Source organism: Planomicrobium sp. CPCC 101079 (assembly GCF_007859275.1).
In the GTDB taxonomy this organism is placed as follows: domain Bacteria; phylum Bacillota; class Bacilli; order Bacillales_A; family Planococcaceae; genus Planococcus.
Genome location: NZ_VOHC01000029.1, coordinates 205,642 through 226,043 on the forward strand (window position 1 = coordinate 205,642; position 20,402 = coordinate 226,043).

The 20,402-nt window shown below is 46.8% G+C and carries 19 protein-coding genes; 17 read left to right on the forward strand and 2 right to left on the reverse strand.

Going from position 1 to position 20,402, the window contains the following annotated elements; genetic code table 11:
- Positions 1 to 22 precede the first annotated feature (22 nt).
- The 15 genes from FQV28_RS15000 (at position 23) to FQV28_RS15070 (ending at position 15,628) form a co-directional block, all read left to right on the forward strand.
- Entirely contained in the window at positions 23 to 1,057 is a 1,035-nt protein-coding gene (locus FQV28_RS15000) for an ABC transporter permease (protein WP_146497310.1), read from the forward strand.
- Entirely contained in the window at positions 1,054 to 2,097 is a 1,044-nt protein-coding gene (locus FQV28_RS15005; RefSeq protein ID WP_255472969.1) for an ABC transporter permease, read from the forward strand. Before FQV28_RS15000 ends, FQV28_RS15005 begins: the two co-directional genes overlap by 4 nt.
- A gap of 69 nt (positions 2,098 to 2,166) precedes the next feature.
- A complete protein-coding gene (gene rhaS, locus FQV28_RS15010; RefSeq protein WP_146497311.1) occupies positions 2,167 to 3,219 on the forward strand; it encodes a rhamnose ABC transporter substrate-binding protein in 1,053 nt (350 codons plus the stop codon).
- Positions 3,220 to 3,335: 116 nt separating this feature from the next.
- Positions 3,336 to 3,662 carry an L-rhamnose mutarotase gene (locus FQV28_RS15015; RefSeq protein ID WP_146497312.1) on the forward strand — a complete coding sequence of 109 codons (327 nt, stop codon included), beginning with the start codon at positions 3,336 to 3,338 and terminating at the stop codon, positions 3,660 to 3,662.
- Positions 3,663 to 3,787: 125 nt separating this feature from the next.
- On the forward strand, positions 3,788 to 5,857 hold the full coding sequence (locus tag FQV28_RS15020; protein ID WP_146497313.1) for a bifunctional aldolase/short-chain dehydrogenase: 2,070 nt from the start codon (positions 3,788 to 3,790) through the stop codon (positions 5,855 to 5,857).
- Positions 5,858 to 5,884: 27 nt separating this feature from the next.
- A complete protein-coding gene (gene rhaB / locus FQV28_RS15025) occupies positions 5,885 to 7,315 on the forward strand; it encodes a rhamnulokinase (protein WP_146497314.1) in 1,431 nt (476 codons plus the stop codon).
- Positions 7,312 to 8,601: an L-rhamnose isomerase gene (gene rhaA / locus FQV28_RS15030; protein ID WP_146497315.1), complete on the forward strand. Its 1,290-nt coding sequence runs from the start codon at positions 7,312 to 7,314 to the stop codon at positions 8,599 to 8,601. Before rhaB ends, rhaA begins: the two co-directional genes overlap by 4 nt.
- A 46-nt stretch (positions 8,602 to 8,647) precedes the next feature.
- A complete protein-coding gene (locus tag FQV28_RS15035) occupies positions 8,648 to 9,424 on the forward strand; it encodes a DeoR/GlpR family DNA-binding transcription regulator (RefSeq protein WP_146497316.1) in 777 nt (258 codons plus the stop codon).
- Positions 9,425 to 9,505: 81 nt separating this feature from the next.
- Positions 9,506 to 9,769: a phosphocarrier protein HPr gene (locus FQV28_RS15040; RefSeq protein ID WP_146497317.1), complete on the forward strand. Its 264-nt coding sequence runs from the start codon at positions 9,506 to 9,508 to the stop codon at positions 9,767 to 9,769.
- Between the two features lie 68 nt (positions 9,770 to 9,837).
- Entirely contained in the window at positions 9,838 to 10,569 is a 732-nt protein-coding gene (locus FQV28_RS15045) for a (Fe-S)-binding protein (protein ID WP_146497355.1), read from the forward strand.
- Between the two features lie 2 nt (positions 10,570 to 10,571).
- A complete protein-coding gene (locus FQV28_RS15050) occupies positions 10,572 to 12,002 on the forward strand; it encodes a LutB/LldF family L-lactate oxidation iron-sulfur protein (RefSeq protein WP_146497318.1) in 1,431 nt (476 codons plus the stop codon).
- Positions 12,003 to 12,704 (forward strand): LutC/YkgG family protein, encoded by a 702-nt coding sequence (locus FQV28_RS15055; RefSeq protein ID WP_146497319.1) that lies wholly within the window; start codon positions 12,003 to 12,005, stop codon positions 12,702 to 12,704.
- A gap of 127 nt (positions 12,705 to 12,831) precedes the next feature.
- Positions 12,832 to 13,752, forward strand: a complete 921-nt coding sequence (locus tag FQV28_RS15060) for an SDR family NAD(P)-dependent oxidoreductase (protein WP_146497320.1) — start codon at positions 12,832 to 12,834, stop codon at positions 13,750 to 13,752.
- Between the two features lie 26 nt (positions 13,753 to 13,778).
- Positions 13,779 to 14,690: an SDR family NAD(P)-dependent oxidoreductase gene (locus FQV28_RS15065; RefSeq protein WP_146497321.1), complete on the forward strand. Its 912-nt coding sequence runs from the start codon at positions 13,779 to 13,781 to the stop codon at positions 14,688 to 14,690.
- A gap of 35 nt (positions 14,691 to 14,725) precedes the next feature.
- Entirely contained in the window at positions 14,726 to 15,628 is a 903-nt protein-coding gene (locus FQV28_RS15070) for an SDR family NAD(P)-dependent oxidoreductase (RefSeq protein WP_146497322.1), read from the forward strand.
- 65 nt (positions 15,629 to 15,693) lie between these two features.
- On the opposite strand, the gene FQV28_RS15075 is transcribed toward FQV28_RS15070, so the two are convergent.
- Positions 15,694 to 16,401 (reverse strand): ABC transporter ATP-binding protein, encoded by a 708-nt coding sequence (locus tag FQV28_RS15075; protein ID WP_146497323.1) that lies wholly within the window; start codon positions 16,399 to 16,401, stop codon positions 15,694 to 15,696.
- A gap of 19 nt (positions 16,402 to 16,420) precedes the next feature.
- Positions 16,421 to 17,908: an ABC transporter permease gene (locus tag FQV28_RS15080; protein WP_146497324.1), complete on the reverse strand. Its 1,488-nt coding sequence runs from the start codon at positions 17,906 to 17,908 to the stop codon at positions 16,421 to 16,423.
- Positions 17,909 to 18,142: 234 nt separating this feature from the next.
- Between FQV28_RS15080 and FQV28_RS15085 the strand changes: the two genes are divergently transcribed.
- Together FQV28_RS15085 and FQV28_RS15090 are read left to right on the forward strand one after the other, a co-directional pair.
- On the forward strand, positions 18,143 to 19,462 hold the full coding sequence (locus tag FQV28_RS15085; RefSeq protein WP_146497325.1) for an MATE family efflux transporter: 1,320 nt from the start codon (positions 18,143 to 18,145) through the stop codon (positions 19,460 to 19,462).
- A gap of 134 nt (positions 19,463 to 19,596) precedes the next feature.
- Positions 19,597 to 20,400, forward strand: a complete 804-nt coding sequence (locus tag FQV28_RS15090; RefSeq protein ID WP_146497326.1) for an alpha/beta fold hydrolase — start codon at positions 19,597 to 19,599, stop codon at positions 20,398 to 20,400.
- Positions 20,401 to 20,402: the final 2 nt, after the last annotated feature.

Here is a 20,402-nt window from a genome sequence, read left to right on the forward strand (position 1 = left end):
GGAAAGGCAAGAGGTGAATCGTATGGCTGAATCTGTAATAGATAATTCTGCAGAACTTCCTGTGGAGAAGAAAACTTCCAAACTGGCGGCGGTTTCAAAGTTTCGCGAACTGGGCTTATTGGCTTTTATCGTCCTGCTTTGCGTCGTCGTCCAAACAAAAAATGCCAGCTTCTTAACGATCGGCAACTTGACGGACATGATAACCAACACTGCAATTCTCAGTATCCTTGCACTGGGCATGATGCTGGTATTGATCACAAGAGGAATTGACCTGTCAATCGGTTCTACTCTTGCTTTATCGGGGATGATCGTAGCACAAACGGTCAGTGTCTACAGCGGTTTGAACCCCATCCTGGCAATTTTGATGGGGACGGCGATCGGGGTTGCATGCGGTGTGGTGATCGGTTTTTTGGTGGCGAAGATCGGCATTCTTCCTATTATAGCGACGCTGGCGATGATGAACATTTTCAGGGGCCTGAATTACACGGTGAGCGACGGGCAATGGATCAGCTCTTACCAAATGCCGACGAGTTTCGTTTCCATCGCAACCAGCAAGATTATCGGCATCAACACATTGGTTTTTATCGCCATAATCATTTATATCGCGGCATTCTATTTTATTAACCACACAAGGACGGGAAGGCAGATTTACGCTGTCGGCAGCAACCCCGAATCGGCGAAAGTGAGTGGCATCAATCAAACAAAAATTTTATTGATTGTGTATTCAATTATGGGTGGTTTGTCTGGCTTGTCCGGGGTTTTGTGGGTATCAAAGTTTGCATCTGCACAAGGAGATACTGCATCAGGCTATGAGTTGACTGTCATTGCAGCCTGTATTCTTGGCGGAGTAAGCATTGCCGGAGGTTCGGGGAAAATTTCAGGAGTCATCTTAGGGGCGTTTTTATTAGGAATCCTGAACAATGCGCTTCCACTTATGAATGTATCGCCTTTCTGGCAGATGGCGATACAAGGTTCAATCATTTTAATAGCTGTCATTATTAACACCCTAGTTAAAAGAGGAGTAGACAGGAACAACCTGCTAAGGAGGAAGATATGACCATGACGCAGAAAGCGATCGGCCAAAATGAATATGTGCAACGGACACTCAAGGATAAACAAGAGTTTTCATGGAAGAAATTTTTTCTCCAGTGGGAATGGTTATTGATTTTAGTTTTCTTTCTGGTCCTGGTTATCAATACCAATCTTTCTCCTTTCTTCTTAAACGGAGCGGGATTGCGGGACGCTACAATGATTTTCCTGGATAAGGCGTTTGTCGTTTTCCCGATGGTCATGATCATGATTCTTAGGGATATTGATATTTCAGTCGGTTCTACAGTCGCTTTATCTTCTGTCATTATGGCGACGCTTTACAATGATTTCAGCCTCCCGATGGGCGCAGCGCTTGGAGCGTGTTTGCTGGTTGGGGCTCTATGCGGATTGGTCAATGGCCTGCTGATTGTGAAATTCAAAGAGCTGTCGGCGGTTATTGTAACGCTCGGAACCATGATTCTGTACCGGGGCATCGCCTACATCATTTTAGAAGATCAGGCATCCGGAAACTTCCCGGCATGGTTCAGCTTTTTCGGATGGGGGAATGTCGGCGGCATGCCGTTTATCTTGATTGTTTTCTCGGTACTTGCGGTTGTATTTACCCTATTGCTCCATAAGACGACTTTCGGAAGACAAATTTTTGCAATGGGAAACAACACGACAGCCAGCCGGTTCTCCGGGGTCCAAATCGACAAAGTGAAAATCATCGTTTTTACATTAGCCGGTGTAATGGCTGCCATTACAGCCATCTTCCTGACTTCGCGAATGGGCAGTACGCGGCCAAACGTGGCAACAATGTATGAGCTGGACGTTATTGCGATGGTCGCTTTAGGAGGCATCAGTACAGCAGGGGGCAAAGGCAGGATGATTGGCGCTATCATTGCGGTTTTCATTCTCGGTTACCTTCAGTACGGATTGGGGCTGATCAATATTCCTTCTCAAACCATGCTTGTCATCACAGGGCTCTTGTTGCTCGCGGCTGTCGGGATACCAAAACTGAATGTCAGCCAGAAGTTCAAACGGTTCAGACGAAAACAGCTGGAATAGGTTACTGGCAGTAGGCCACTCCAGGCTTGCTGCGTAATTATAAAAAACAAACTAAAGGGGCGGAAAAAGATGAAAAAATTTCTATCGAAATGGGCAATGATCGGTTTGGCTGCAACAATGCTCACAGCGTGCGGAAGCCAGGAAGCGGCGCCTGAACAAAACGCAGCAGCAGGCGATTCGGGCGGAGATGGAGCCAAAACGTACGCCATGGTATTTAAAAACACTGGAAATCCATATGGGGAAAAAATGATGGAAGGTTTTGAGGAAGCCATCAAAGAAGCTGGCGGCGAAGTTATTCTCCGTGCTCCTGAGCAGCCGACAGCAGAAGGCCAGATTCAAATTGTTGAACAGCTGATCACTCAAAAAGTGGATTCTATTTTAATCACAGGAAACGACATAGACGCCCTTCAACCAGTTTTACAGAAAGCGATGGACGCAGGCATCAAAGTTCTTTCAGCTGATGCTGCAGTAAACCCGCAAAGCCGGTTGGTGCACGTAAACCAAGCAGATCCGGAACTTATCGGCCGCACGCAGATTCAGGCAGTTTCTGAAATGATCAATGGGGAGGGCCAAATTGCAGTCTTGAGTGCTACATCTCAAGCTTCCAACCAAAACCTCTGGATCGAATGGATGGAAAAAGAACTTGAAAAACCGGAATATGACAAAGTTGAACTTGTAAAAGTTGCTTATGGCGATGATTTGCGTGATAAGAGCACATCTGAAGCAGAAGCTTTATTGCTGCAATATCCGGATTTAAAAGCCATTGTATCGCCTACTACTGTAGGGATCGCGGCTGCTGGGAAGGTTCTAACGGACAAAGGGCTGCAAGGGAAAATCGCTTTGACAGGCTTAGGGCTTCCAAGTGAAATGGCGACTTACATTGAAAACGGTGTTTCCCCGGCAATGTTCCTGTGGAATCCGATTGACGTTGGCTACGGGGCTGGCATGACTGCTGTCGCTTTAGTGGAAGGCGATATTACTGGGAAACTTGGTGAAACTTTTGAAGCAGGACGCCTCGGTGAAAAAGAAATTGTTGAAGACGGTGAAGGAACACAAGTCATGTTGGGCGAACCATTCCGTTTTGACAAAGAAAATATTGCCGAGTGGAAAGAAGTTTACTGACAGAACAAAGGGCCGGCCCTGCATGAAGAAGATATTGATGGGAAGCAGCTGTTTCCCATCAATATCCTTTTGTTATAGGGGGGAAATCAGGGCTCTTTATTGATGGGGGGAGCAAGATGGAAAAAAGCAATAAGTTCGCCTGGACTTGGGTGATAAAAGAAGAATTTTTGGATGACTATGTAAAACTCCATGAAGACCCATGGCGCGAAGTGCTCGATGAACATGCCAAAGCAGGAATCCGGAATTATTCCATCTTCCAAAACGGCCCGCAGTTTTTTTATTGCTTTGAATGCGACGATGTTGAGCAGGCATTTGCTTATATAGCGGAAAGTGAAGCCTGCAATAAATGGAATGCCATCACTTCGACTATGGTCAAAGGATCGTTCGATTTCAAAGAGGCGGAACCGATCAAGCCGTTGAAAGAAGTGTTTTATCTAAAATAAAGGTGCCTTACTTTTTCAAGAAGGCAACTTTTACAGCTTCTAAAAGACGCAAGCATCAAACTAATGAAAGCAACTAAAAACTGCAGTTTAGGAAGCTGTCAAAATCAACTGCACAGGAGGTACTTATGGTACAGAAACTATGGAGCGAAGAAAAAGCCAATAATTTAGCTGTTGGACTTAGTGAACTTGTCTACCGGTCGAACTTGATCGGATCTGACCGTTCCGTCTGCAATTGGGGCGGCGGCAATACATCCATGAAAACAATCGAAAAAGACTTTCGGGGCAGAGATATTGAAGTGATGTGGGTCAAGGGGAGCGGTTCGGATCTTGCTACTATGAAAGCTGAAAACTTCACGGGCTTGAACCTGGAAGATATCCGTCCGCTGATGGAGCGGGAGGAAATGTCGGATGAAGAGATGGTGGAGTATTTGTCGCATTGCATGATTGACAGCAAACATCCGCGCGCTTCGATCGAAACTTTGCTCCACGCATTTTTGCCCTTCAAGCATGTCGACCACACACATCCGGATGCCATTATAAGCCTCTGCTGTTCAGATAACGGCAAGGAGCTGGCAAGAGAGATTTTCGGGGATCGATTTGTCTGGGTGCCATATGTCCGGCCAGGTTTTACACTTTCCAAAATGATTGCAGAAGGCGTCCGGAACAACCCTGCTGCTGACCTCGTGCTGATGGAAAAGCACGGCTTGGTCGTATGGGGAGAGACGGCTAAAGAAAGCTACGATAAAACTATTTCCGTAATCAATGAAGCCGAAAGCTTTATCCAGGCGCGCATCGACAAAAGCAAAACTTTTGGCGGCAGGAAATGCGAGTCTTTGCCGGCAGAAGAACAAAAGCGCATTCTAGCCCGGGTGATGCCGTTTATCCGGGGTTCTGTGAGCGAAGAAAAGAAAATGCTCCTGACATACGACAACGGGCATGATGTATTGGAATTCGTCAACAGCCAGGACGCCGCTGCATTATCGCAAATCGGGGCGGCCTGTCCGGATCACTTGGTCCATACAAAGATGAAACCACTGTTTGTCGAGTGGGATCCGGCTACAAAAGATGCTGAACAATTGATCAAGGCGGTTTCTGCCGGCATCGCAAAATTTAAAGATGAATACAAAGCGTATTTCGAGCGCAACCAAAACAAAGGCGATGTGATGTTCGAACCAGCTCCGCGTGTAATACTAATTCCTGGAATCGGTATGGTGAACACCGGAAAAAATAGTGCCATGGCAAATGTCAGCGGACAGCTTTACCATCGGGCGATAGCGGTTATGAAAGGCTCGACGGCGCTTGGCAATTTCGTCTCCTTGAATGAGAACGAGTCGTATAACATTGAATATTGGCCGCTGGAGCTTTATAAATTGTCTCTTGCCCCTGCAGAAGCGGAGTTTTCCCGCAAGGTGGCTTTTGTAACTGGCGGAGCCGGGGGTATCGGCAGCGAAACGTGCCGCCAATTTGCCGCCCAAGGGGCACACGTTGTCTTGGCGGACCTGAATCTTGAAGGCGCTGAAAAAATTGCCGGGGAGCTTACGGAGGAATTCGGAGAGGGCCGTGCCATTGCTTTGAAGATGGATGTCACCAGTGAAGAACAAATACAGGCGGCTTTTCAACAAACTGCATTGGCGTACGGTGGCGTGGACATCATTGTCAATAATGCCGGCCTTGCAACCTCAAGCCCATTTGATGAAACGACGTTAAAAGAATGGAATTTGAATATGAACGTTCTTGGAACCGGCTATTTTCTGGTTGCCCGGGAAGCTTTCAAGCAAATGAAAGATCAAGCGATCGGCGGCAGCATGGTCTTTATCGGGTCGAAAAACTCCATTTATGCGGGCAAGAACGCCTCCGCTTACAGTTCAGTCAAAGCTTTGGAAGCGCATTTGGCCAGATGCATTGCGGCTGAAGGAGGGGAATTTGGAATCCGTGTCAATTCGGTTTTGCCTGACGCAGTTTTGCAGGGCTCTGCGATTTGGGGTTCGAGATGGCGTGAAGAACGGGCGGCGGCGTACGGCATTGAACCTGATCAGCTGGAAGAGCATTACCGCAAGCGGACGACATTGCTGGTAAACATTTATCCGAAAGATATTGCGGAATCCATTTTATTTTTATCTTCATCCAAGGCGGAAAAAACGACCGGCTGCATGATTACCGTAGACGGCGGAGTGCCGGCTGCCTTTACCCGCTAAAAATAGGTTAGCTTTTGGAGGTCTGTCATGAAAAAATATAGCCTTGCTGTAGATATCGGTGCATCCAGTGGCCGGCTAGTTCTCGGGAGCTTGGAAAAAGGACGTCTGGAACTCCAGGAAATCCATCGGTTTGCAAATGAAATCATTGAAAAAAACGGCCATTTCTGCTGGAACATCGAAGTCTTGTTCGAGGAGATAAAAACCGGGATAAAAAAATGCGGCAGCTTGGGAATAGTTCCGGCAAGCATCGGCATCGATACATGGGCAGTGGATTTTGTTTTGCTTGATAAAAACGACCAGCTGCTTACCGATGCAGTCGCTTACCGGGATCCCAGGACAGATGGGATCATGGAAGAAGTCACTGAAATTTTCATGAAAGAACGGCTGTACTTGGAAACAGGCATTCAATTTCAAAAATTTAATACCATTTATCAATTGTATGCTTTGAAAAAACAGCAGCCTGAAATATTCGAAAAAGCGGCGGCTTTCTTGATGATTCCAGATTATTTGCACTTTTTATTGACCGGCAAAAAAACAAATGAATACACCAATGCGACATCAACCCAGTTGATTAACGCGTTTACAAGAAATTGGGATAAAGACATTATCCAAACGTTAGGGTTCAGCATGGACATGTTCCAGGAAATCCTTGCACCTAAATCGGTTATAGGCCCTATAAAGGAAGAATTGGCAGCGGAATTTGGGTTTGGGATGGATGTTATTCTGCCAGCCACCCACGATACGGGGTCAGCTGTCCTGGCGGTTCCGCAATTGGAAGACACCATCTATATCAGTTCAGGCACATGGTCGCTGATCGGTGTAGAAAATTACTTTCCGATCTGTGTCACGAAAGCTTTGGATTACAACTTTACGAATGAAGGCGGAATGGACTATCAATTCCGGTTCTTGAAAAACATTATGGGATTATGGATGATTCAGGAAGTCCGGAGAAATTATGAAAACCGCTATTCGTTTGCTGAATTGGCAGAGTTGGCAAGTGCGGCAAGCGAAACAGCGGCAATTGTGGATGTAGACGACTCCCGCTTTTTAAAACCGGATAATATGGTGGCGGAAATACAGGCTTGCTGCATGGAAACCGGCCAAAAGGCACCGGAAAGCCCGGGAGAAATTGCCAAGTGCATCTTTACAAGCCTGGCAAACAGTTACCAAAAGGCAGTGTTTGAAATCGAAGACATCTTTGAAAAAGAATTCAAATCAATCAATGTTATCGGTGGCGGTTCCAAGAACGAATTATTAAATCAGTTGATTGCGGAAACAACAAAAAAAGAGGTATATGCCGGACCGGTTGAGGCTTCAGCCATCGGAAACCTTGTAGCACAATTGATTGCGTTAGAGGAGATAACAGACATTAAGGAAGCCCGATACATTGTCCAGCAGTCTTTCGAAGTAAAAAAATATATGAATTCAATAAGTGAAAAACAAGGAGGGGTTGTATGAGTGTGAAAAGTCAGTTTGAAGAAGCCAAAAAAGAATATGAACAATGGGGAATTGACGTAGAGAGCATTTTTGGGAAACTGAAAAACGTCCCGATATCTGTCCACTGTTGGCAAGGGGACGATATTGGCGGGTTTGAGATAAACAAAGAAGCGCTCTCCGGCGGCATTGATGTGACGGGCAACTACCCAGGAAAAGCGACGACCCCTAAAGAATTGAGACAGGATTTGGAGAAAGCGCTTTCCCTTATTCCCGGGAAGCACCGCGTGAATTTGCATGCAATCTATGCTGAAACGGACGGAGAAGTGGTGGAAAGGGATCGTTTGGAACCAAAGCATTTTGAGAAATGGGTGGCATGGGCAAAAGGATTGGGGTTGGGCCTCGATTTTAACCCCACTTTATTTTCGCATCAAAAAGCGGCAGACGGCTTGACGTTGTCCCATCCCGATCCGGAAATCCGAAAATTCTGGATCAATCATTGCATCGCCAGCCGGAAGATAGGCGAATATTTTGGCAAAGAATTAGGAACTCCTTGCTTAACGAATATCTGGATCCCAGATGGTTTTAAGGACACCCCGAGTGACCGGCTGACCCCAAGGAAACGGCTGAAAGAGTCGCTTGATGAAATTTTTGCGGTTGAAATAGACGAGCGGCTTAATATAGATGCGGTGGAAAGCAAATTGTTCGGCATCGGTTCGGAGTCGTTTGTGGTGGGATCGCACGAATTCTACTTGAGCTACGCTTTAAAAAATAATAAATTATGCTTGCTCGATACGGGGCATTATCATCCTACGGAAATGGTTTCCAACAAAATTTCAGCTATGCTGCTGTTCAATGACCGGCTGGCCCTCCATGTCTCAAGGCCGGTGAGGTGGGACAGTGATCATGTTGTAACGTTTGACGATGAATTGAAAGAAATCGCTTTGGAGATCGTCCGCAATGACGCGTTGGGTCAAGTGATGATCGGCTTGGACTTTTTTGATGCCAGCATCAACCGGGTGGCCGCTTGGACCATCGGCACTCGCAATATGATCAAAGCGCTGCTCTATGGGATGCTATTGCCTAATGGACATTTAAAAGCGCTTCAGGAGCAAGGGGATTTCACAAAAAGACTTGCGCTAATCGAAGAATTTAAAACCTATCCATTTGGCGCCATTTGGAATTATTACTGTGAAGCGCAAAATGTGCCGGTAAAAGAACACTGGCTTGATGAAGTCGTGCAATACGAAGAAACCGTGCTCGCTAAAAGATCTGAGGGTGCCATGCTGGATGCCTTGGAGAGAGCCTGAGATGTAAGGACAAATATGGCACGAAGTGCAGTTAGGAGGAAGAGGAATGCTTGTAGCGGAGCGTCATAAAAAAATGGCGTCACTTGTCAACGAAAGGGGCAGCAGCCGGGTTTCCGAACTCAGCCGTATCTTTAAGGTGACCGAAGAAACTATCCGACGCGATTTAGAAAAGCTTGAAACAGAAGGGAAATTGAAGCGCAGCCACGGCGGAGCTGTAAGCATTAAAGAAAATGACTTGGAATCTTCCTACAGCGAACGGGAAATACGAAACGTCCAGGAGAAAATGGCAGTGGCAAAAGAAGCCATAAAGCACGTCTCCAACAATGACCGCATTATTTTGGATGCCAGTACGACGGCTTGGTACATGGCGAAAATTCTCCCGGATATGCCATTGACTGTAGTGACGAACTCATTGAAAGTAGCGATGGAGCTGGCAACTAGGGAAAAAATCACAGTGATTTCCATCGGCGGTACGCTAGTGCGAAAATCGTTATCATTTGTCGGCCCGCAAACAACCAACGCTTTGGACTGCTACCATGTCAACAAAGCGTTCATATCATGCCAAGGAGTTCACCCGGTAAGGGGGATTAGCGATTCCAGTGAAATGCAGGCATTGGTGAAAAAAAAGATGAGCGAAATTGCGGACGAAGTTTATTTATTGGCGGATCATACGAAGTTCGGTTTGCAGGCTCTTTCATGGGTTGCTTCCATGCAATCAGTTGATTTTATCGTAACGGACTCAAAAACGAGTGAAAATCAGCTGAAAGATTTCCGTGATTATCCTGTAGCCGTAATTCAGCCAATAATGCATCATTGGGGGTAAGAAGGGGCTGTTTTTTTTTTTCTGAAAGAACATTTGTTAAAAGCGAGTGAAAAAAGAACTCTAAAAGAGGGGGATGCCATTATGGCGGAGAAAACATATAGAGTGATTTCCGACACCGGAATTCAAGCTCGTCCTGCTGCGCAATTGGTTAATCTGGCTTCACAGTTTGATGCAGATATTTCCTTGAAGTACAACTCCAAAACAGTCAACTTGAAATCCATTATGGGCGTCATGTCTTTGGCAATCGGCAAAGGATCTGAAATTATCATTACAACCAAAGGCAAAGGCGAGCAAGAAGCATTGCAAAGAATTGATTATTTCATAACAGGCGAAATTGCAGAGTAGGCTGCGAATGGCCCGTTGCTTAGATCTGATGCTTAGCTGGAAAATACACGATGGAAGAGTGGATGGAAATGAAAGTCTCTTTGTTTATCACTTGTCTCGCAGAGATGTTTTATCAGGACGTTGCTAAGGATGTCGTAGAAGTTTTAGAACGGCTCGGATGTGATGTCGATTTTCCAAGGGGACAAATTTGCTGTGGCCAGCCTGCGTACAATAGCGGTTACCGGAAAGATGCCCAAAAAGCTGCCAGGCAGATGATCAGGAGCTTCGAGCATTCGGAGTTCATCGTGACACCTTCTGGCTCTTGTGCAGCAATGTTCAAAGAATATCCTGAATTATTCAAGGAAGAGCCGGAATGGCGAAAGCGGGCTGAAGCTCTGGCAAACAAAACGTATGAGTTCACCCAGTTTATCGTAAATGTACTGCATATTGAAGATGTTGGAGCAGTTTACCCGGCAAGCGCCACTTATCACACTTCCTGTCATATGATTCGCTTACTGAAAGAGACAGACGCCCCTTTTAGGCTATTGAAAAACGTTAAAGGGCTCGAACTCTTGCCGCTTGAAAACAGTTATGACTGTTGTGGGTTTGGAGGGACCTTCGCCGTAAAGATGGCGCCGATTTCGGAACAGATGGTAGATGAGAAAATTCGGCATGTGGAAGCATCAGCAGCGACGCTCCTAATCGCAGCGGACAATGGTTGCCTTATGAACATCAAAGGAAGGATCGACCGAAAAGGCAAGCCCATTGAAGTAAAACACATCGCGCAAATTTTAAATACGCGAGTCGAGGGGAGGAAATAACCATGCCCATGAAAATCGGGGAGAAACCGTTTTTCGGCCGAGTTGACGATGCACTGGAAAAAACTTTCATGCGCACAGCCATGGCTTCCGCGCAAGATCGGCTGCGCGGCAGAAAACTGGATGCCACAGTAAGAGACGAGCAAATTGGGGATTGGGAAGAGTGGCGCAGTGCAGGAGAAGAAATTCGCCGCCACACTCTTGAAAATCTCGATTATTACTTGAATCAGTTGAGCGAAAACTTTTCCCGAAAAGGCGGCCATGTATATTTCGCCGATACAGCAGAAGACGCTACCCGCTATATTCAGGAAGTGGCCAAGAAAAAGAATGCGAAAAAAGTAACGAAAGCTAAATCGATGGTGACAGAAGAAATTGGTTTGAACGAAGCATTGGAAGAAATCGGCTGCCAAGTATTCGAAACAGATCTTGCTGAATACATCTTGCAAATAGACGATCATGACCGGCCTTCCCATATCGTCGTCCCTTCGCTTCATAAAAATAAAGAACAGATTCGCGATACGTTTCGGGACAAAGCGGGCTACACAGGAACGGAGGAACCGCGTGAATTGACGGCATTTGCGCGAAGCCAATTGCGCGAAGTGTTTTTAGAAGCGGACATTGGAATCACGGGATGCAATTTTGCTGTGGCAGAATCGGGGACCATTTCACTTGTGACAAATGAAGGCAATGCAAATATGGTGACAACTTATCCTGATACCCAAATCAGCGTCATGGGAATGGAACGTCTTGTCCCAACTTGGGAAGAGCTTGATGTCATGGTGAATCTGCTGAGCAGAAGTGCTGTTGGCCAAAAAATAACCACTTATGTAACCAATTTAACTCCCCAACTAGAGGAAAACAGTGTCGATGCCCCGAAAGAATTCCACCTTGTTATTTTGGATGCAGGACGCTCCAATGCTCTAGGAACGGAATTTCAATCAGCTCTTCATTGCATACGCTGTGCCGCTTGCGTAAATGTATGTCCAGTTTACCGGCACATCGGCGGACATGCGTACGGTTCGATTTATCAAGGGCCAATTGGAGCTGTCTTGTCTCCGATTCTTGGCGGCTACGATGAATACGGCGAGCTTCCGTTTGCTTCGAGTCTTTGCGCCGCTTGTTCAGAAGCTTGCCCTGTCCGGATTCCGCTTCATGAGCAATTGATCCGGCACCGGGAAAACTATGTTGCCCAAAAAGGGAAGATGAGCGAAAAGCTGGCAATGAAGGCATTTGGCATCGGTGCCAGTACCCCGTCTCTTTTTCAAGGGGCAGTAAAAGGGTTGCCGGCCATAATGAAACCTTTGGTTAAAGATGATGGCATTTCTTCTGGACCAGGTCCGATGAAATTATGGACAGCTGTACGGGAATTTCCTGTTCCTGAGAAAAACAATTTTAGGAGCTGGTTTAAAAGCCACAAACAGGAAGGGGAGTCTTGAATGGCTGAAGGGATTGTCCACAATAAAGATGCGTTTTTAAATAGAATCGCCAGTAAACTCGGACGCGAACGAACTGAGGCCGTGGTGCTTCCGAAGTGGAAACATCAGCCTCAATGGGAAGTTTTTAAAAACGATGGAGCAGATGATCTGCTGGGAACTTTCCGCAAAAGCAGCATGGCCAAATCAGCCCTTGTAATCCAAACAGAACGCGCGAACCTCGCTGCAACCGTCAAGGAGGCTATTGAAAAGTATGGTGGTGGATTAGTTGTCACAACTAAAGACCGGCGGTTTGCCGAATATGGTCTTGAATCCTTATTAGCAGATTCCAAAACCCATGTCTGGGATGCCGGCTTGGGAAAAAGGAATATCGAAATCGCAAAACAAGCGAATATCGGTGTGATTTTCAGCGATATCAGTCTGGCGGAATCGGGGACGATCGTTCAATTCAACGATAAAGACATCGCCCGGTCAGTCAGTTTGCTGCCTGTAACTTATATTGCGATCGTTCCCCAATCCACCCTTGTGCCGCGAATGACTCAAGCAACGCAAATGGTGCACCAGGCGGCAGCGGAAGGAAAAGATATTTCAACGTGCATCAATTTCATTTCAGGACCGAGCAATAGTGCTGATATTGAAATGGACATCGTCATTGGTGTGCACGGACCAGTTGAAGCGGTGCATATTGTGGTGGCTGACAAATGAATAAAGCCGGAAAACGGAACGTCTTTCGAATGTCATTTTATGAGATTGGCAAAGGCGTTTTTCTTATGCCCAAAAGGGTACGTATAAATCAGCAAAAACTTTATCTCCATAATTAGGAGTTGGTAGCATGTCCAATAAGATGCCGCGTTCGGGGCTGACGGTTGTTGTCACCGGGGCATCAAGCGGTTTTGGCAAGGGAATAGTGAAGCAGCTGTCAGCGGAAGGGGCGAATGTGGTGCTTGCCGCAAGGCGCACTGGCCTGATTGAAGAGTTAGCTCGGGAATGCGGTCCGAATGCGGTGGCGGTTACGACTGACATCAGCAAGGAAGAAGATATTGCGAACTTGTATGAAACCGCTATATCGCACTTCGGAAAAATCGATGTCTGGATCAACAATGCGGCTCTTGGCATCATCGGCTCGTTTACCAAAGTGCCCCTTGAAGATCTGGTTCGTCTTGTGGAAATCAATATACTCGGTACAATGTATGGCAGCCATTATGCACTGAACCATTTTAAAGAGCAAGGCCGCGGCACGCTCATCAATATGTCGTCATTCGTCAGTAAAGTGCCGCTGCCGTACGGGGCAATTTATACCGGAACAAAAGCGGCCATCACGTCACTCAGCGAAGGGCTTTATCAGGAAATGAAACTGGAAGGCCGGGACAACATCCATGTATGCGTCGTCCATCCGTGGGTGACCGATACGCCTTGGACGGAACATACCGGCAACTACAGCGGCCATGATCTGCGATTTGGTCCTGTAGACAATCCGGAAACAGTCATTGGAGCAGTTATCGGACTGATTGACAAGCCTCAAGAAAGCATCGACATCGGCTTCAAAGTAAAAGGGACGCTGGCTTCCTATAAATTAATGCCGGGTCTCGTAGGAAAACTAAACGGCGCTTCTTTGATGGCGATGCTGCAATCTGCACCGGCAGCTGACGCTACGTCAGGGAGTTTGCACATTCCTCAACCAGGCGGCACGGAAGTCTCAGGCGATTTGCGTGAAAAGCTGAAGCGGAAATTGAAAGGCCAGGAAGAAGCATAAGAGATAACAGACAGGAGGAAAGCAAGATGCGGGATAATACAAATCGGCAAGGATTGACGGTGGTTATTACCGGGACATCAAGCGGCATCGGGAGAGGCACCGCACAGCAGCTGGCAGCGCAAGGGGCGAATGTGGTGCTGGCGGCACGCCGCACGGATGTTATTGAAGAAATCGCGCAAGCTTATGGACCGAATGTAATTGCGGTGACTACAGATATCAGCCAGGAAGAAGACATTGCGAATTTATGTGAAACTGCTGTATCCACCTTCGGCAAAATTGATGTCTGGATCAACAATGCGGGCGTCGGCACTTACGGCTCTTTTACGGAAACTCCTCTAGCGGATTTGGTCCGTACGGTGGAGATCAATATGCTCGGCACCATTTACGGCACACATTATGCGCTTCAGCATTTTAAAAAGCAAAAATCCGGTACGCTCATTAATATCGCTTCTTTCGCCAGCCAAGCTGCGGTGCCTTTTGGTGCAGTTTATACCGGCACCAAAGCGGCGGTCTCAGGGCTCAGCAAAGGCTTGTATCAGGAGATGGAAGTGGATGACTTTGAGGATATCCATGTTTGTGTTGTAGATCCATGGGTGACCGACACACCGTGGACAGCCCATGCCGGCAATTACAGCGGACATGAAATTCTCGTAGGTCCTGCCGATGACCCACAAAAAGTCATTGATGCCATTATTGGATTGATCGATAAGCCGCAGGAGCAAGTGGAAATCGGAGCTAAAGTGACCGGAACAGCCTTTATCGGCAATATTGCACCTGGTGCAACCGATAAATCCACTGGCAAAGCACTGCATAAAATGCTGATGGATGCGCCTCCTGCCCCGGCAACTTCAGGCAGTTTGCACGAATCGCATCCGGAAGGCACGGGTGTATCGGGTGACTTGCGAGAGCGTTTGGAACGGAAAAAAACTGCCGATTAAGCGATAACCAGACTAAAGAAGCGGAGGAATTTACGATGGCCAACAAACATTCGCATGCGGGACTGACCGTTGTCATCACCGGTGCATCTAGTGGAATCGGAAAAGGTGTCGCACTAAAGCTCGGGGCAGAAGGGGCGAACGTAGTGCTCGCGGCGCGCCGAACTGAGTTGATTGAAGAATTGGCAATAGAAATTGGGCCAAACGCATTGGCGGTGACAACAGATGTCAGCAAGGAAGAAGAGGTCAAACATCTATTTGAATCGGCAATAGCCGCTTTTGGATCAATTGATGTTTGGATTAACAATGCGGCGGTTGGTGTTATTGGGCCTTTTACAGAGGTTCCGACAAAAGACATTACCCGTGCTGTCCAGATCAACGTCATCGGCACCATCTATGGCAGCCATTATGCACTGCGGCATTTCAAAGAGCAAAAAACAGGAACGCTTATTAATGTAGGATCGGTTTCAGGCAAAATCCCCTATCCTTACTATACGCCTTACAGCACAACAAAGTTTGCAGTGACAGGGCTTAGCGCAGCTCTTCATCAGGAAATTGAACTGGAAGGCTATGATAAAATCCATGTTTGTACGGTGCATCCTTGGGCAACGGACACACCGTGGTTTGAACATACCGGAAACTATACCGGCCATGCTGCTGAACTGAAGCCGATGGACGACCCGGAAATTGTCATTGATGCCATCATCGATTTGATCGACAATCCGAAAGAAAGCGTCGATACCGGCGCCAAAGCGAAAAGTGCTGCTATATCCAGCCATTTGGCGCCAGGTGCAACAGAAACGTTCAATGCCAAATACGTTAAAAAGATTATTCAAAGTGCACCTCCGGCACCGCCGACTTCCGGCAGCCTGCATGAACCGATGCAAACGGGTACGGGTGTATCAGGCGGCATGCGGGAGCGCATGAAACACGAAGAATAGCAAAAAGGAACGTAAAAAGGAAGCTGGCCCGTCATATGGCCAGCTTCCTTTTATGCCTATTGCTTTTAAGTTTGTGCCGCAAGTTCTCGTTCTTGTTCACGCTTGATAACCTTAATCGAACCTTTGGATAACTGAACCGTTACATCCGATGAACGGGCAATGCCTTGGTCATGGGTCACAACGATGATGCATTTGTTTTCATTGTGAGCTAAATCCCGCAGCAGGTCGACGATTTCCTTAGCGGTATCTTCGTCCAAGTTGCCGGTCGGCTCATCTGCAGCAATCAAGTCCGACTCGCATGACAGGGCGCGGGCGATTGACACCCGCTGCTGTTGGCCGCCGCTGAGCGTCAACACTTTCTGTTTTGCCTGTTCAGGCGAAATCCCGACTTTCTCAAGCATGCCGAGCGCATATTGTTTTTTATCCGTTTGTTTGGAACCGGTAATTTCCATGGCGGTCACCACGTTCTGCAAAGCGGTCATATAGGGCAGCAGATTATAGGACTGAAAAACAATCGATACGTATTTGTTCCGGAAGCGGGTCATGCCGATGGCTTGTATGTCCTTACCCTCGTATAAAACAGCACCTTCCCTCGGTTTATCGAGTGCGCTCGCCAGCGCCAAGAATGTCGTTTTTCCGGAACCTGAAGGGCCGGTAATCGTATAGAATGCCCCTTTATTAAATTGAGCGCTAATCTTGTTCAAAATCTGCTGTTTGCTGTTGTTTTGGTTATACCAATACGATACGCTTTTGAATTCAAGCAATGCGTCCATAATCGTTTCTCCTCTTGGTTTAGTCTTGTTTGGATAAGATGTTCTTCGGCTGCATGCGCAAAATCGACAGTGAAGGCAAGAGCGCGGAAAGAACGGCAATCAATAAGCCGATGCCGGCCAGCCAGCCAAGATCCTGGGCGGATACATCAACTGCTAATTCATCGATCGCTTCGACGCTTTGTTCAGCAGATTGGGCGCCTGGCATTCCGCCGCGCATGCCTCCGGGGCCGCCGCCAAATGATTGCGGATTCACCGCGCTTTCGGCACTTTGGGCAACTTCCTGTGACAATAACTGTTCTCCGAACTGATTGGCAACGGCGTTGCCGGCGACAGCAGAGATGCCGAGTGCAAGAACAGCGACAATCACGATTTCAACAACAAACTGGCTGATCAACTTTGTTTTGCGCTCACCGAGTGCGAGCAGGACGCCCATCTCATATTTGCGTTCACGGATAGACAGCATAACGATTAAGCCTAAAATGATGGCACCGGCGATTGTCACCAGGTAAACGATATTTTTCGAGAACGAAGCGACGTTTTCAATCGGTCCAATCATTTGCTGATAGGCCGCATCGTTGGCATCCAATTTAAAAACTTCAAAGTCCAGATCGCTTGTTGCTTTTGCTTCTTCAATGAACGAATCGATTTCTTCCGGATCGTTCAAGTAGTAAATGGCACTATCGACCATGCCTTCGTTTGTTTCGCCTTTATATGTACTGGCAAGTGTATAGGGGACGTAAATTTGGTTATAAGGGTTCATAGCGGCGAAATTCATGCCTTGTGCATCACCGGTTGATGACGTTTCGTAAATCCCGACAATTTCAAGTTCTTTTGTCACAACTTCATCCCCGGTGGATGAAATGGTAATCGCATCACCGACTGTTAAATCGTTTTCCTCAGCTAATGTCGCTTCAATGACCGCAACCGATTGTCCGGCATCCGCTTCTGTTAAATGGCGCCCTTCTGTCAGTACGGCTTCTTCGTTTAGGAAAGCAGAAGCGGCATCTGTATAAAGCACACCTTGCAGTGTTACGTCAGCGTCTGCAAAACCACCGCCGCCACCTCCCATTCCACCTTCAGGCATTTCTGATGCGTCTTCATCCGTTTGGCGGACAACCGACTCGGTTGATTCATTTTCAATCGGCTCAAAGTCATCAGCAGTTGCCGTGGAAGACGACAGCAAATTGTAGCCTTTTACTTGAGACATCTCAGCAAGCGCAGAAGCGGAATCCGCTGGAATCGGTTCGGAGGCAAACCTTACACGTCCGCCATTCTCCGAACCGCTTTGTTCAGAACTCTGGCGTTCCATCATACTTTCAACATCCATCTGCAGTGTTACTTCTCCGCCGAGGGACTGCCTCGCAAGATCTGCCGATTTTTCGGCGGCTGTCTGAATCGACAGGCCGGATAATACAAAGACGCAAATGACCGTAAAGACGATCAGCTGCAATAGCGACTTTCCTTTCCTTGCTTTGACGCTTAATCCTGCTCGTTTGATAAAGTTCATACCTTTGGCTCCTATTCTGTTGAAATGCTGCTGTCAGCAGCTCCTAATAAAACAATAATGGAGGAATATGAACAAAGTATGACCAATCTATTGCGTAAAGATTAAATAATACGGCGGCAGAAAAAGATTGCCGCCCCGGGGGATAATGCTGTAGAGTATGCAGAACCTTGTTATAATCAAGTTACATTTCACGAAACCATTGCTTACCCAATTGATGTAGTCAGGAGCGATCTAATGAACCATCGGGCGTACTTAGCTCTAGCAATTCCACTTGCCATCTCAACCATTACCACACCGCTGCTTGGGGCTGTCGATACGGCAGTTGTCGGGCAGCTTCCAAATCCCGCTTATATTGGCGGCGTAGCAGTCGGAACTGTCATTTTTAATACGATGTACTGGCTGTTCGGCTTTTTGCGCGTCAGCACTTCCGGTTTTGCGGCGCAGGCAAGCGGCGCAAATGATGAAAGACAAAGTGTGCTGGCATTGGCGCGTCCATTTTTTATTGCTTTGCTCGTGAGCCTCGGGTTTTTGTTGCTGCAAAAGCCGATTGAACAAGCGGCGTTGGCTTTGATCAATCCAGCGGCAGATGTCAGCAGATTCGCGTCCGAATATTTCGGCATCCGCATTTGGGGCGTCCCGTTCACTCTATTAAACTACGTCATTTTAGGCTGGCTCATGGGAATGGGGCGCATCAAAATCTCAGTAACGATTCAAATCTTGATGAATGTGCTGAATATCATTTTGGCACTGCTGTTTGTCAACGTATTCTCATGGGGGATATCAGGGGTGGCGACAGCGACGCTTATTGCCGAATTTTTTGCTTTTGCTCTTGGGGTATTTATTTTATGGAAGGAACCTTCCATCCGAACGAACTTGCCGCCTTTAAAAGAAATTATCGATTCCGGCTCGTTCAAAAAAATGATGAGTGTAAACCAAGATCTCTTTATCCGTACGTTGTGTTTGTTAACGGTATTTAACTTGTTTACGATGAAGAGTGCTTCGTTCGGCACCGAAATGCTGGCGGCAAACGCGGTGCTTTTTCAAATCCATTATTTGATGGCGTATGTATATGATGGATTTTCCAATGCATCCAGCATTTTCGCTGGAAAAGCGAAAGGGGCAAATGATAGGGAGCTCTACACTAAAACGCTATCATTGTCTTCCCAATGGGCTGTTATTTCGTCGGTGCTCATTGCCGCTGTTTACTTTATATTCAGCGAACGTATCATTTCAATCTTCACCAACATTCCAGCTGTAATTGCTTTAGCGGGAGCATATGATCAGTGGCTGATTCTCTTTCCGATTGCTGCAAGCTTTGGCCTTGTGCTGTACGGCTTATTTACGGGCGCAACAGAAACCGCGCCTATTCGAAATTCGATGATTTTTGCTTTGCTCGTCTTTTTGCTGGCGCTGTATTCCCTCGTACCGCTTTTAGGCAACCACGGCTTATGGCTGGCTTTTCTCGTATTCAGCTTTGGCCGCTCATTCTTTCTGGCGTTATACGTGCCTAAGTTAAACAAAAAATATATGGAGTGGGCAAGAACCGTCTCCTGAAAATAATTCCTATAGCTGAAAAGGTTGGACTACTTATGAGATTTGTACCATATCCTTTTTGTTTTCAAAAATAATGATATTATAGAAGAAGTTAGGAAATTCGTTAAAGTAGATGCAAATGGGGGAACAGAGAAATGAACACAGAAATTTTAAAACGCAATAATGTGCAGATAAAAGGACAAGGGGCCAAAACCATGGTATTTGGCCATGGCTTTGGCTGTGACCAGCTGGTTTGGCAAGAAGTGGCTTCAGCTTTTGAAAGTGAATATCGAGTAGTGCTGTTCGATTACGTTGGATCAGGAAAAAGCGATAAATCCCAATATTCAACAGAACGCTACAACTCGTTGCATGGTTATAAACAAGACTTGCTGGAAGTATGCGCTGCGCTCGATTTGGAAAATATTATCTTTGTCGGGCATTCAGTCAGCAGCATGATTGGAGCGCTTGCTTCTATAGAGCAGCCTCAGCTAATGGATAAGCTGATTATGGTAGGACCGTCACCGCATTACTTGAATGAACCTGGCTACACTGGAGGTTTTGATAAAGAGGATGTTGAAGAATTGCTGGAAATGATGGAAGTGAATTACAAAGAATGGGCGAAATACTTAGCACCGGTCAGCATGCAAAACCCTGAACGGCCAGAGTTGGCAGAAGAGCTTGAGCAATTACTCTGTTCAAATGATCCGGTTATTGCGCGCCAGTTCGCAGAAGTTACATTCAAATCTGATGTCCGTGCTGAACTGGAAAAATTGGCTGTACCGACTTTGATATTGCAGCCGAAATTCGATGCCATCGCTTCGCCGGAAGTTGGGCAATACGTACATAGTAAAATTGTGGGCAGTGAATTTATGGTAATGGACGCAATGGGCCATAACCCGCATATTAGCGATTCACGAGAAACGGTGTGCCGTATAAAAGAATATTTAGCGAAAAAATAGGA

Bases quoted from the DNA above. Each gene is read 5' to 3' on its own strand.
- FQV28_RS15000 (WP_146497310.1), top strand. From the start codon at position 23: ATGGCTGAATCTGTAATAGATAATTCTGCAGAACTTCCTGTGGAGAAG.
- FQV28_RS15005 (WP_255472969.1), top strand. From the start codon at position 1,054: ATGACCATGACGCAGAAAGCGATCGGCCAAAATGAATATGTGCAACGG.
- rhaS (WP_146497311.1), top strand. From the start codon at position 2,167: ATGAAAAAATTTCTATCGAAATGGGCAATGATCGGTTTGGCTGCAACA.
- FQV28_RS15015 (WP_146497312.1), top strand. From the start codon at position 3,336: ATGGAAAAAAGCAATAAGTTCGCCTGGACTTGGGTGATAAAAGAAGAA.
- FQV28_RS15020 (WP_146497313.1), top strand. From the start codon at position 3,788: ATGGTACAGAAACTATGGAGCGAAGAAAAAGCCAATAATTTAGCTGTT.
- rhaB (WP_146497314.1), top strand. From the start codon at position 5,885: ATGAAAAAATATAGCCTTGCTGTAGATATCGGTGCATCCAGTGGCCGG.
- rhaA (WP_146497315.1), top strand. From the start codon at position 7,312: ATGAGTGTGAAAAGTCAGTTTGAAGAAGCCAAAAAAGAATATGAACAA.
- FQV28_RS15035 (WP_146497316.1), top strand. From the start codon at position 8,648: ATGCTTGTAGCGGAGCGTCATAAAAAAATGGCGTCACTTGTCAACGAA.
- FQV28_RS15040 (WP_146497317.1), top strand. From the start codon at position 9,506: ATGGCGGAGAAAACATATAGAGTGATTTCCGACACCGGAATTCAAGCT.
- FQV28_RS15045 (WP_146497355.1), top strand. From the start codon at position 9,838: ATGAAAGTCTCTTTGTTTATCACTTGTCTCGCAGAGATGTTTTATCAG.
- FQV28_RS15050 (WP_146497318.1), top strand. From the start codon at position 10,572: ATGCCCATGAAAATCGGGGAGAAACCGTTTTTCGGCCGAGTTGACGAT.
- FQV28_RS15055 (WP_146497319.1), top strand. From the start codon at position 12,003: ATGGCTGAAGGGATTGTCCACAATAAAGATGCGTTTTTAAATAGAATC.
- FQV28_RS15060 (WP_146497320.1), top strand. From the start codon at position 12,832: ATGTCCAATAAGATGCCGCGTTCGGGGCTGACGGTTGTTGTCACCGGG.
- FQV28_RS15065 (WP_146497321.1), top strand. From the start codon at position 13,779: ATGCGGGATAATACAAATCGGCAAGGATTGACGGTGGTTATTACCGGG.
- FQV28_RS15070 (WP_146497322.1), top strand. From the start codon at position 14,726: ATGGCCAACAAACATTCGCATGCGGGACTGACCGTTGTCATCACCGGT.
- FQV28_RS15075 (WP_146497323.1), bottom strand. From the start codon at position 16,401: ATGGACGCATTGCTTGAATTCAAAAGCGTATCGTATTGGTATAACCAA.
- FQV28_RS15080 (WP_146497324.1), bottom strand. From the start codon at position 17,908: ATGAACTTTATCAAACGAGCAGGATTAAGCGTCAAAGCAAGGAAAGGA.
- FQV28_RS15085 (WP_146497325.1), top strand. From the start codon at position 18,143: ATGAACCATCGGGCGTACTTAGCTCTAGCAATTCCACTTGCCATCTCA.
- FQV28_RS15090 (WP_146497326.1), top strand. From the start codon at position 19,597: ATGAACACAGAAATTTTAAAACGCAATAATGTGCAGATAAAAGGACAA.